Origin of the sequence: Blastopirellula marina (genome assembly GCF_002967715.1) — a bacterium.
Classification (GTDB): domain Bacteria; phylum Planctomycetota; class Planctomycetia; order Pirellulales; family Pirellulaceae; genus Bremerella; species Bremerella marina_B.
In genome coordinates, this window is record NZ_PUIA01000016.1 from 650,398 (window position 1) to 663,180 (window position 12,783).

Annotated in this window: 8 protein-coding genes; 1 reads left to right on the forward strand and 7 read right to left on the reverse strand. The window is 58.9% G+C overall.

Going from position 1 to position 12,783, the window contains the following annotated elements; all coding sequences use genetic code 11:
• Window position 1 precedes the first annotated feature (1 nt).
• The 4 genes from C5Y96_RS04470 to C5Y96_RS04485 form a co-directional block, all read right to left on the reverse strand.
• A complete protein-coding gene (locus C5Y96_RS04470) occupies window positions 2-1,534 on the reverse strand; it encodes a glycosyltransferase family 39 protein (RefSeq protein WP_105350324.1) in 1,533 nt (510 codons plus the stop codon).
• Window positions 1,535-1,596: 62 nt separating this feature from the next.
• Complete coding sequence (locus tag C5Y96_RS04475; RefSeq protein ID WP_105350325.1) at window positions 1,597-2,421, reverse strand: ExeA family protein; 825 nt, start codon at window positions 2,419-2,421, stop codon at window positions 1,597-1,599.
• A 35-nt stretch (window positions 2,422-2,456) separates the two neighbouring features.
• The gene (locus tag C5Y96_RS04480) at window positions 2,457-3,551 is read right to left on the reverse strand and encodes a tyrosine-protein kinase family protein (RefSeq protein ID WP_146115512.1); all 1,095 of its coding nucleotides are present in this window, start codon (window positions 3,549-3,551) and stop codon (window positions 2,457-2,459) included.
• A 92-nt stretch (window positions 3,552-3,643) separates the two neighbouring features.
• The gene (locus C5Y96_RS04485) at window positions 3,644-4,969 is read right to left on the reverse strand and encodes a hypothetical protein (RefSeq protein WP_105350327.1); all 1,326 of its coding nucleotides are present in this window, start codon (window positions 4,967-4,969) and stop codon (window positions 3,644-3,646) included.
• 319 nt (window positions 4,970-5,288) lie between these two features.
• Here C5Y96_RS04485 and metH point away from each other — a divergent pair, with 319 nt between their 5' ends.
• Window positions 5,289-8,999, forward strand: coding sequence for a methionine synthase (gene metH / locus C5Y96_RS04490; RefSeq protein ID WP_105350328.1), 3,711 nt, complete (start codon window positions 5,289-5,291; stop codon window positions 8,997-8,999).
• Between the two features lie 67 nt (window positions 9,000-9,066).
• Here the strand turns inward: metH and C5Y96_RS04495 are convergent, their stop codons facing one another.
• From C5Y96_RS04495 to C5Y96_RS04505, 3 genes are all read right to left on the reverse strand, one after another.
• Window positions 9,067-9,894, reverse strand: a complete 828-nt coding sequence (locus tag C5Y96_RS04495; RefSeq protein WP_105350329.1) for an HPP family protein — start codon at window positions 9,892-9,894, stop codon at window positions 9,067-9,069.
• 320 nt (window positions 9,895-10,214) lie between these two features.
• The gene (locus tag C5Y96_RS04500) at window positions 10,215-11,288 is read right to left on the reverse strand and encodes a leucine-rich repeat domain-containing protein (RefSeq protein ID WP_158261094.1); all 1,074 of its coding nucleotides are present in this window, start codon (window positions 11,286-11,288) and stop codon (window positions 10,215-10,217) included.
• Between the two features lie 80 nt (window positions 11,289-11,368).
• Window positions 11,369-12,622 (reverse strand): NAD(P)/FAD-dependent oxidoreductase, encoded by a 1,254-nt coding sequence (locus tag C5Y96_RS04505; protein ID WP_105350331.1) that lies wholly within the window; start codon window positions 12,620-12,622, stop codon window positions 11,369-11,371.
• Window positions 12,623-12,783 lie beyond the last annotated feature (161 nt).

Sequence of the window (12,783 nt, forward strand, 5' to 3'; positions counted from 1 at the left end):
TCTATGGCTCGGTTTGAGCGGCCTGATCTCGAGGAAGCAGCACGCGCCATTGCACGCGTGCTGTTTGCGTTTCCGGGGTCGTTACCACGTACTGGCGATCCGGCATCGAGTTCAGAAAGTTCTGCACAACCTGGTCCGCTACCGGCTGCGTGCCGCGTACGATCAACACGATCGGCCGATCCGCTTGGGAATCGCGGCGGTACTCCGGGGTCGCTTTACCTGGGTTGGTGTACGTCAGGCCGAAATGATCCCCCTCGTGCTCAGGCAACGCATAGATCGATTCGATCGGCAGCCGCGCGTAGGATTCCCAGACGTGCATAAACAGCATCAATCGTTTGGGGGGGCGTGCCAGGATATCGGTCTCGATCAGCCCCGCCGATATCAGCACGTCGGTCGGCTGAGGGTTGCTTTCCAGTTCGCGCGAAGCGGCCTGGGTGATCGTTCGCCAGTCTTCTCCCCGCATCGGACCCAGGTACTGTGGAGCACGTAGGCCGAAGGCAATGACCACGGCAAGAACGAGCCCCCCCATTCGCCACTTGGAAGCCGGCACCAGCGCGGCCAGGCTCACCAGCAGCAGTGGAATGAGCGTTTCCGACGAGATCAAATAGCGGCCAAAGAAGAGGGCCGCCACGCCTGTGGCGGTCGTGAGCCACGCCGTCGCGATCGGCACGAAGACCATCCCGCCGATCAGCACGGCTCGCCTGGCTTCCGCCGACCAGTGGCGGACATACATCGCGGTCAAAAGAACGAACGGAACCAAAGCCGCCAGCGCGGTTCCCCAGCGTGTCCATTCGTTGCGGGAGGTGGCCGTGATGAACTGAGCCCAGTTTTCGCGGCGCTGAAAGATTCCGGCCAGCACCGGCAAGACAATCACAATGAGCATCATCGCGCATCCGGCGGCGATGAGCAGATGTTGCCGTTTCCGCTGATTATCCGCCAGTGCCACGATCATGCCGGCCAGGCAGAACGAAAACAGAATGGTGCTGTAATGCAGATAGAAGCTGGCGACCGTGACCACCACCAGCCAGATCCAGTCGTTCCGCCGATCGTGCTGCAGAAGCTGCCATGCGAGTAAAACCTGCACCACGGCCATGACCTGTACCAGGGCATAGACGCGGGCCTCGGTGGCGAAGAAGATCCAGTCGATATCCATCGCCGCAATGATTCCGGCCGCGGCGGCGACCCAAACGTCGCGCGTCCAGCGATGAGCAATCGCCGCGATCAGCCCCGCACACAGCACACCGCCGACCAGCGATGGCAATCGCAACGACCATTCATGCAGCCCTGTTAGCTGCGTCCAGAGCCACACAATCAGAAAGTAAAACGAAGCCTGGTTCCCCATCTCGGCCCGATAGGGAACATCGGCAATGCCATCGGAAACGACCCAGGCCGTGTGAAGCTCATCGACCCACAAGCTCTCGCCAATCGCAGGCCAGCGTAAAACAACAGCCAACAGCGCAGTGCCTACGCCCAATAGCGCACTGGTCTTCCAAGATGGCAGGGCAGGGGACGGGTTAAGCTCGTTGGTATTCACGCCGACTGATTCTAATCGGCCAGAGGGATGAAGCTAGGGTGCAGGTGGGTTTGAGAACCGCTTTATTCCGGGACGACGGTTACCAATTCGTCGTGGATTGATTCGACCTGGGCGGCGTCGATGACGCGGATTTCTTCGGCGTAGCCGATCAATAACGCCAGGTCGCACAGGCGGTTGATCTCGCGCGGGTTGCCGCGGGTGATCTCGAATAGACGCTGCAAACCTTCGGGAACGAAGATCTCTTCGGCACAGCCGGCAACTCGCAAGCGATGCGTCACGTAGGCGGCCGTTTCATCGGGGGTGAAGCAGCGCATCAGCGACTTCACGCCGATACGGCTTTCCAAAGAAGGGAAGCGTTCGACCGCCGGAATGATGGCCGTTTGCCCGACAAGAACCAGCGTCAGGTCGAGCTTGCCGTCGGTCTCGAAGTTGGTCAAAAGCCGTAGCATTTCCAGGGAAGCGTGATCGCTTAGCAGGTGGGCATCGTCCACGACAATTACGGCGTGGTTGCCTGCTCGGGTGTTTTCGGACAGAAACTGTTGCAACTGCCAGACGTTTTCGCTGGGGCTGCTGGCGATGTGGTTGTCTTTCGGACTGCGGCCGAGGTTCAACAGCAGATACGGAATGAGCGCATCGCTGGGCAGCTTCGGGAAAACGAGGTGCGCCTTGGGCGAGAACGTATCGGGCAGTTGCATCAGCAGTGTTCGCGCGAGCAGGCTTTTACCGAGCCCGCAAGCACCGGCCAAAATGGCCGCACCGCGGCGATTCTCGACGGCATAACGAAGCTTCAGAAGCGCGGCCTGGGCCGACTCGGAAGGGTAGTAAGACGCTTCCGAGTAAGTGTTCTCGAACGGGCGAGATTTCAGATTCCAGTACGCTTCGTACATCGAGCTTTCCGTTTCCGCCTACGCTTGGTGATAACTTATCGCCAGAAGTTTTCGGCGATGCCAATCACGTTGATCTTGCGCTGCTGGAGCTTAGGTAGAATCTGGCTGAGCTCGTGATCGTGAGTACCGCGGGCATCGCGTACGACCAGCACGCCGCTGACCAGGGCTAGTCGCTTCCACACTTCTGCGTGATCGCCACCATCCCACAGCACCACGTCGAAATCGTTGGTGAACTGCTGCAACTGGTGAGCCGACAGGTCGGCCAGGTTGCGATATCCGGCCGGCAAGACCGCGATCGGTTGATCGGCGGCTTGAATCATCGCTTCGTACAAGGTCTCTACTGGCTGGCTGCTTGCGGCGGCTTCGTTCAGCCCGAGACGAACGGTCAGGCTTTCGCTGCCGGTTCCTTCGTCGATGATCAGCACACGGCGACCTACGGCGGCCAGTAGCTTGGCCAGGCACATGGTCATCGTCGAGCAGCCGGTACCTTCGCCCAGCGAAACGAGGGCCAGCGATTTGATCGAAACGGCAATGGTGGCCGCCAGGTTGACCCATTGGTCGTGGCACAGGTCGAGCACCATGTCGGTCTCTTCCGGCCAGGTAAGTGTTTCGGCTTCCCACTTGGGATGAGCGAGTCGACGTTGACGATACGCAGGCGAAGTTGCCGCCGCGGCAGTTGGGGCAGCCGCTTCCGTTTTCTGGGGTGCTTCTGTCGTGGGGATGCCAGCGACGAAGGTGAAGCCTGCTTCCTCCGATTCTTCGGCGACCGGTTCGATCGGGGGTTCGTAGGTGTCGATCTCGATAGTCGGGGTTGGCAGTTCCGCTTTGACAGGCTTGGGGGCCTGGGCGGAAACCGGATTGACCGGCGTATGCTTACGGCCGGCACGAAGCATCAAGCGATCGAGTGCTTCAGCCACGGCGGCCGTGTTCTGGGCGGCCAGCATGAACTCGTCTTGGGTGGCCTCTTGCTGGCTGCTGGAGTCGTCGTACGAACCGACCAGGGGCGAGCCAGGCATGTCGATGCGGATGCCTTGGTTCTTCCAGTGCTGAAGTTCGCTGAGGGTCGGCTTACGCGACATGCTGCGAACCGAATTGGAAGACTTTTGCTGCGATGATTGGGATGCATTCATGACGGATTCCGACGATGGGACCGAGGCGTCTGCCGTGGAGCCGATTTGCTCCGAGTTATAAGCACGGATAAAAGCGCGGTCGAGTTGGCTCATTAGCGAGATTCCAAGTCGAGAGGTTGAATACCACCCAGGCGAGCACGAGGCTGAACCGCTTCCTGCGGCATCGAGGAGCCTGAGTAGGGACCGAAACCCCATTGGCTGTTGTCTTGTTGGGCAGTGGGTGCTGGCGCGTTCGTTGGCATCTGGTTGTTCACCACCGGCATGCCGGCCTGGTGTTGGTAGCCTTCGTAAATCGCAGGCATTTGTGTGCCAGACGAAGCAGTGCTGCCGCTCGAACGGTTTTCCGTCAAGGTTCCATTCTCATAGGAATAGTTGCCTGATTCCTGCTGCATCCAGTGACGGCCGTCGTTTTCGGCGGCAGGCTGCTGGTACTGCGAGGTGCGCGGATCGTTCAGGTCCATCGAACCGCCTGGCAGAGGACGCGTTTGCGATGGTTGCGACTGCGAGGCATCGAAGTTTGGAATGTTGCCGGTCGGAACCGAACTGCCGTTATCGGAGTAAGGATTGATCGGAACTTCTTCGTATTGAGGGCTCATGTTCGAAGGACCGAACTGCCAGATCTGATCGGCTGGCGAACCGCCCATCGGCAAACCGATGTCCTCTTGGGCTGGGTTGCCGTAAGAAGCAGGAAGCGTCTCTTGCTGCTGCATGTTAGGCGTCGCGATCTGGGTCATCTGCGTATCGCGCGATGGATTCGACATTGTCGGATTCGACGGGTTGTTACGCACCGGCAGCGAAGCCATATGCGGAATCTCGCCCTCGAACGGCTCGACGGTGATCGTTTCGCCAGGGTCCGTAGCGGCTGGGCTGGCATTCCAGGCTGGGGCATCCCCCAGTTCGCCGGTCGAGACAAACAAGTCTTGCGGCACGTTTTCGACAGGGGACTCGTCGGAGCCGCCGCTACCGCTAAGTGCCCAGAAGCTGACCAGCAGCAGCGAAACGGCAACGCCACCCAGGGCCAGGCGATTTTTCATCTGGCTGCTGAGAATGGTCGCGCGGCGCTGTTGGCGTGCTTCGTTGGAATTATGAATGTAGCTTGGCTTGGCCGGGGCAACTGGCTCTTCTGGTGGCTCAGGTGCAGCGGCAACCGGCTCCTGCGGCAGGGGAGCGGCAACCGGCTGTGGCTCCGGCGGCAAGTTGGTCGTCGGGGGAACGAGCAGACTTTCGTGGTAGTCGGCTTCGTGTGGGTCTTCGCCCAGCAGGTTCGAAACCCAATCTTGCTGTGGCACGGCAACCGGTTCAGGTGCCGGTGGCTGCCACGTCAGGTCCTTCACGCGAATGACGATCGGATGACCGTAGAAGGTGCCTTGAGTGTCTTGGGTTTCACGATTCTGGGGAGTTCCCAATGGTTTCGTCATCGTTTCGGCTTCCTTGCCTGACGTAAGATCGACGCACAACGGCCACGCGCTGATTGTGGCCCGTTGTCCTATCCATCGGTTCGGTTTGTAGCGGTCTTTAGCTCTAGATAAGAAAAATCAGGATTTCTGGCTAGGTAAACTTTAGCGATTAGCTGCGCTAGCATGCCGGTTGTGAGGGAACCGGAAATCTGGGATATTTAGTAGATTTGACGCATAGAATTCCTCCTCGCCATACTGCGACCTGCTAGCTGGCTGCACCGCTGCTGACAGCATCTAAGTCGAATAGTGGCGGGCATTTCAGTCCCCCCGGAAGCAGTCCATGCCAGGTCCTCGATTCGCCGGCCGCCAGCACCCGATCTTCACCGACATCCAAAAGCGTATTCTGATTCTTGATGGTGCCATGGGGACCATGATTCAGAAGTATAAGCTGACCGAAGCCGATGTCCGCGGCAAACAGTTCGCCAATGCCGAGAAGGATCTGCGGAACTTCAGCGACCTGCTCTGTTTGACCAAGCCTGAGATCATTGAAGGAATCCACCGCGAGTTCCTCGAGGCCGGGGCGAACATCATCGAGACCAACACCTTCGGCGCGACCCCCATCGCGATGGAAGAGTTCTCGCTGAGCGAATCGTTGGCCACCGATATCAACGTGGCCGCGGTGAAGCTGGCCAAGAAGGTGTGCGACGAGTTCAACGACCGCGATCCCAACAACCGCCGCTACGTTGCCGGTTCGATCGGCCCCACCAGCAAGACCGCCTCGATCTCGCGTCGGATCGAAGACCCTGGCTTCCGCGATGTGACCTTCAATCAACTCGTCGATTCGTACCTGGTACAGATCCATGCGATGGTCGAAGCGGGTGTCGACATCCTCTTCCCCGAAACAACCTTCGATACGCTCAACTTGAAAGCGTGTCTATTCGCGATCGAGAAGTACTATCGCGAAAAGGGAATCGAACTGCCGGTGATGACCTCGGTCACAATCACCGATGCCTCGGGACGAACCCTATCGGGTCAAACGGTGGAAGCGTTCTGGAATTCGGTCTCCCACTTCCCGATGCTCAGCGTGGGGATCAACTGCGCCCTGGGTGCCGAGTTGATGCGTCCTTACGTGCAAGAGCTCTCGCAGATTTCGTCCTGCTATATCAGCTGCCATCCCAATGCCGGCTTGCCGAATGAAATGGGCGAGTACGACCAGACGCCCGATCAAATGGCGGCCACCATTCGCCAGTTCGCCGAGAACGGCTGGCTGAACATCGTCGGCGGTTGCTGCGGCAGTACGCCTGCCCATATCAAAGCGATCGCCGAAGCGGTTCGCGATATCGAACCTCGCCATCTGCACGAACTGCCGCACCTCACCCGCCTGAGCGGTCAGGAACCGTTCACGATCACCCCGAACACTAACTTCGTGATGATTGGCGAGCGAACCAACGTGACCGGTTCGCGGCGGTTTGCCCGGCTGATTCGCGAAGAGCAATTCGAAGAAGCGATTGCCGTCGCTCTGCAACAGGTCGAAAGTGGTGCCAACGTCATCGACGTGAACATGGACGATGCCTTGCTCGACGGCGAAGCGGCCATGACGCGTTACTTGAACCTGATCGCGGCCGAGCCAGATATCTGCAAAGTGCCGATCATGATCGACAGTTCGAAGTGGTCGGTCATCGAAGCTGGCCTGCGCTGCGTGCAAGGGAAGTCGATCGTCAACTCGATCAGTTTGAAAGAAGGGGAAGAAGAGTTCCTCAACAAGGCTCGCTTGTGCCGCGATTACGGAGCCGCCGTCGTGGTGATGGCCTTCGACGAAGTGGGCCAGGCAGTCGAACTCGAACGCAAGGTCGAGATTTGCAAACGTGCCTACGATCTGCTGGTCGAGAAGCTCGACTTTGAACCAACCGATATCATCTTCGACCCGAACATTTTGACGGTCGCCACCGGTATCGAAGAACACAACGACTACGCGATCAACTTCATCGAAGCGACGCGTAAGATCAAGGAAGTCTGCCCCGGGGCGAAGGTCTCTGGCGGTGTGAGCAACGTCTCGTTCTCGTTCCGCGGTAACGATGTCATTCGCGAAGCGATCCATGCGGTGTTCCTGTACCACGCCATCAAAGCGGGTCTCGACATGGGGATCGTCAACGCCGGACAGTTGGCCGTGTACGACGAAGTACCGGCCGACCTGAAAGACCTGATCGAAGACGTGCTGTTCAACAAGCGACCCGACGCGACCGAACGTCTCGTCGATTTCGCCGAAACGGTCAAGCATCAAAAGGGTGCCGGGCCGAAGCAGGAAGATCTGGCGTGGCGAGAAGAACCGGTCGAAAAGCGATTGGCTCACTCGCTGGTCAAAGGGATCGATCGCTTTATCATCGAAGACACCGAAGAGTGCCGCCAGAACGTGGAACGTTGCCTGCATATCATCGAGGGCCCGCTGATGGACGGCATGAACGTCGTCGGCGACTTGTTCGGTGCCGGCAAGATGTTCCTGCCGCAGGTGGTCAAAAGTGCTCGCGTGATGAAGAAGGCAGTTGCCTACCTGCTTCCCTTTATGGAGAAGGAAAAGGAAGAGCTGGGCACCACCGACGAAGATGCCCGCGGCAAGATTTTGATGGCGACCGTCAAAGGGGACGTGCACGACATCGGCAAGAATATCGTGGGCGTGGTTCTCGGCTGTAACAACTACGAGATCATCGACCTCGGTGTGATGGTTCATTGCGACAAGATCCTGGCCGCGGCCAAGGAACATGGGGTCGACGTGATTGGTCTGTCCGGGCTCATTACGCCCAGCCTCGACGAGATGGTGCACGTCGCCGCCGAAATGCAGGCCGCCGGCATGAACATCCCACTGCTAATCGGCGGAGCCACGACCAGTGCCAAGCATACGGCCGTGAAGATTGCTCCGGTGTACGATCACGCCGTGGTGCATGTGCTCGATGCTTCGCGGAGCGTGGGTGTGGTCGATCAGTTGCTAAGCAAAGAGAACTCGCCGGCGTTTCTGGAAAAGAACCGCAAGCTGCAACAGGAGCTGGCCGAATCGTATCGCAAGCGTCAGGCGATCTCGCTTGTATCGCTGAAGCAGGCCCGCGAAAAGCACTTCGAAACCGACTGGGCCAGCGTCGATATCCCCACCCCATCGTTCACCGGCACGAAGACGCTGAAAGAATTTCCGCTGGAAACGCTTCGTGACTTCATCGACTGGTCGCCGTTCTTTAACTCGTGGGAACTAAAGGGGAAGTACCCCAAGATTTTCCAGGACGAGTACGTTGGCGAAGAGGCGAAGAAACTGTTCGACGATGCGAACGTGCTGTTGGATCGAATCATCGAAGAGAAGCTCTTTACCGCCAATGGGATCTTCGGCTTCTGGCCAGCGGCCGCCGACGGGGACGACATCATCATCTACGACCCCAACGACCCCGAGAAGGAGATCGAACGCTTCTTCACCCTGCGTCAGCAGTGGGAACGCAAGGGGCAAAGCGACTTCCGGGCTCTGTCCGATTACATCGCTCCGGTCGGAAGTGGTCGACGCGATTACCTGGGTGCTTTCGCCGTAACGACCGGGATTGGCTGTCAGGAGCTGGCATCCAAGTTCGATGCCGACCATGACGATTACAACTCGATCATGGCCAAGGCCCTGGCCGACCGACTGGCCGAGGCGTTCGCCGAATGCTTGCACCTGGAAGCCCGCAAGGCTTGGAAGTTCGGCGAAGCGGAAGGGCTCACCAACGAGCAGCTCATCGACGAAGACTACCGCGGCATTCGACCCGCCCCAGGTTACCCGGCTCAGCCTGACCACACCGAGAAATGGACCCTCTTCCGTTTGCTCAATGCGGAAAAGGAAACAGGCATTCAGCTGACCGAAAGCCTGGCGATGATGCCGGCGGCGAGCGTCTGCGGCATGTACTTCGCTCACCCGGCGGCTCGCTACTTCGCGATCCATCAGTTGGGCCGCGATCAGGTCGAAGACTACGCCAAACGCAAAGGAATGCCGCTGAAAGACGTCGAGAAGTGGCTCTCGCCGAACCTTTCGTACGATCCGTAAGATCCGCTATGCTGACGCCGGTAGCCATCCTGCGAATGTAGCGATCTCTACTAAATGGCGTAGGGCACTACGTCGTGCCGACGGCGTTGACGTTGCCGCTACTGGCGTTCTTGGGGGATAGCACCAGGAACTTGCTTTGGTTGTGGTCGGTGACGTCGAACGCGGCCACCTTGCCAATCAAGCTGAAGTGACGCACGAAGCCCTTGGCGGGGATGATCAGATTATCGTCCTGCACCTTTGTGGCGATCGCTTCGTCGGCAGTCGCACGGACGAACTTGATGAGAATGCGGCCGGTGGGTGGATCGTAGCCGAGCACGGCGTAATCCATCCGGGCACGCTTGTTCTCGATGTTCTTCAGTGGGATGACCAGGTCGCCGTTCATCTTGCGAACGTACGCGGGGCTGCGGGTCTTAGCGTCGTTCTTGGGGGAATACATCTGGAAGGCCGTTTCCATGCCTTCGACGTTATCATCGGCCAGGAACTGAATGATATCGGAAATCGAAAGCACACCGGCGAGGATTCGATGTTCGTCGACGACCGGCAGGCAGCCGATCTTATTGGTGGCCAGCACATAAGCGGCGCGGGCCAGCGGAATTTCGGGACCGACGGTGATTGGCTTCTCGATGCTGATCAGTTGTTCGACACGCTTGTGAACGACTTCCTGACCTTCCGGCTTCATGGCACTCATCAGCGCACGCACGATATCGCGCTGGGAAACGACCCCCAAGACTTGCTTGGCGTTATCGACGACCACCACGCGGCGTAACGAATATCGAGCCATCAGGTCCGCGACAATATTGACGTGAGTGCCTACGGTCGCGGTATGCACCTTAACCGACATCACGTCCTTGACGGTACCCTGCAATTGCTTCGAGATCGTTTCGATAGCGGTCATACTTCCCTGGCGTCTTCTCAAGTTTCCGGTCGAGAGAGGGGCCGAGTGGCCTGCCCTCAAGCGACTCTATCGTCGTGGATGAAAAAGATTAGAACCGACGGGCTGCCCAGCACGATTGCCGCTCGTGCTTTTACTCCTGGTCGGTCGGTGAAACTATAGCATCGAAATGTGTCGGTGGATGAGGACGATACGTAACGTCCTTAAACCCGCGGGGTATCCACCGCAAAGAAGCAGACCGCTAGTAACGATTACAGCGGTTGAAGGGAATATCGGCAGGCAATTCCCCGCACGATGTGTGGCTTGTCGCGAAGTGGACAGGCCTAATTTTCCGGCATGTAAACGTGCTGGATTTCCGTTTCCGGCAGCTTCGTGGCCAGGGCCGCGGCTCCTTCGTCGGTGACGCCGGTTCGCGTGACAATCAGCGTTTTGAGCTGCGTCATCGGCGCAAGCTTCTGGAGCCCCTCGTTGGTCAGGGCCGTCGAACCCAGATGCAGCCAGGTAACGTTGGGCAGCTTGGTCAGCTCCTCGATCTGGGCATCGCCGATCGAGTTGCGATCGAGATTGAGCCATTCAAGCGTCGTTAGCTTGGCTACGTTGGGAAGGGAAGCGTCGGTGATCTTGGTCGCCCACAGGTTCAGCTTCTTCAGGCCGGCGTAGCCCAACAGATGTTCGACCGCCGTATCGCTGAAGTTAGTTTCGCTGACGTCGAGATCTTCCAGCGAGGTCAGGTCGCCGAGGGCCGCGAAGCCGCTGCCGTCGATCTTGGTCCCACGCAGGCGAATCCGCTTCAGCTTGGTAAACGGAGCCAGGCTTGCCAGGTTGGCTTCCTGGAATGGGGTGCCGAACAGGTACAGTTCTTCCAGTTGTTTCAGGCCTGCCAGGCTCTCGAGCGAGCTTCCTTCGACCGCCGTTTCGTCGAGCCCCAGCACCTTCAGTTGTTCCAGCCGGCTGACTTGCCGCAGGTCGGCATCGGTGATCGGATTGCCCCGAAATTGCAGGCTCTTCAGCTTGGTGCACTTGGCAATCTGATCGAGCGCCGTGCCGGTGACTTTCGTTTCGCGCAGGTCGAGTATCTGTAGATCCTTGGGCGAGCCCACTGCCTTCAGCATGGCGTTATCGACGGGGCAGCCTCGCAGCAGCAGCTTCTGCAGCTTGGGCAGCGTGCCGATCCGCTTCATCAGGTTCTCGTCGATCGGCTTGCCGGAAAAATCGACCAGCACGACTGCCCCACTGGCATCTTTATCGATTCGCCCCCCTGCGTTGACGATCATTGCTTCAGCCGCGCGCTCATCTTGCGTGGGTGCCTGGGCAGCGGGCGGGGAGTCTGTTGGTACATCGCCGGAAGAGCAGCCAATTACCAATGTGCACAGCAGGAGGGGAAGCAGTAGACGCATGATCGAGGGTCCTCTAGAGAAGCCAGTCGCGGAGGTTCTCACTATTCTATCGCTTTTTGCCGAACGGAGGCACTGGGATTTCAGACAGAAACTCCGGCCACATAGCCGCTCGACCAGGCCCATTGAAAATTGAACCCGCCAATGCGTCCGTCGACGTCGCAGATCTCGCCGCACAGATGCAGCCCCGGGGTGACGCGCGATTGCATCGTCTTCAGTTCGATCTGCGCAAGAGGCACACCCCCGGCCGTCACTTCCGCGACCTTGAAGCCCAGCGTGCCGGTGACATCCAAGGGATAATTGCAGACTGCCGTTACCAGGTTCTTCCGCTGCATCTTCGACAGATCGACGCCAGTTTGCTCAGGCGGAATGTCAGCGTAGGTCAGCAGATGATCGACCAGCCGGTCCGGCAGACGCTCGCGCAGAAGGCCGCGGATCGAACGCCGACCGAGCGACTGAAGCTCGGCCTGCAGGGCATCCTCGTTGAACTCAGGCAGCCAACTGGCACTCAGGCGAACGGCTCTTTCGGACGAAGCAGCGATCCAGTGGCGACTCATATCGAGCACTGCCGGCCCTGAGAGCCCTTTGTGCGTCAGCAGCATATCGCCGTGAACCGTTTCAATTCGCTTGCCGCTCGTTTCGCTTAGCTGCAGCATGGCTGGCAGGGCAATGCCGGAGAGTTGCTTCAGTGGATCGCCGTCGGCCAGTTGCAGGGGAACCAGCGCGGGGAAGATCTTCGGCGTGAGCTCATGCCCCAGCCGCCGCACGATTTCCAGGCCGTGGCCGTCGCTGCCGGTTTGCGGAACGCTTTTGCCGCCGGTTGCCAGGATCAGCTTCGGGGCGACTAAGTGTCCCCAGGGGCCGGCGATCTCGAAGTGAGGTCGCTCGTCTGCTGCAGATGGGGGGCGAATGTTTTCGACGCGGTGGTTCAAGAAGATCTTGACCCCCAGCCGTTCGACTTCCGCCAGCATCGCATCGAGAACGGTGCGTGCTTTGTCGGTGGTGGGGAACAGCTTGCCGGTTGGTTCTCGCTTCAGTTTGACGCCCAGCTCGGCGAAGAACTCGATCGTCTGCGGCTGGGTGAAACGTCCCAGGACCTTCTTGATGGCGTTGGGGGAACTGCCGCAGAAGTCGGCTGGGGTGACCTTTTCGTTGGTCACGTTGCAGCGGCCTCCCCCGGCAATGAGGATCTTGGCCCCAATCCGCTTGGCCCCATCCAGGATGACGATGCGGCGATCGGGATTGGTTCGCCCGGCCCAAATGGCCGCAAACAGCCCGGCCGCGCCACCACCCACGATGGCTAGGTCGGCTCGGTTTGACGTCTTCGATTCACTCAATGCATGGTTCCCCTTGGTGCCCTGTAATGTGGTTGCCGGGAAGGCCGATGACAAGGGGCTGGCAGGTAAACTGGCATATCGATCGTCTGTCTTTCTATAATCAGGAGGCACCGTTACCCGCGTAGGCGGCCTGCGGTTACCTATTAATATGAACAGTTGCA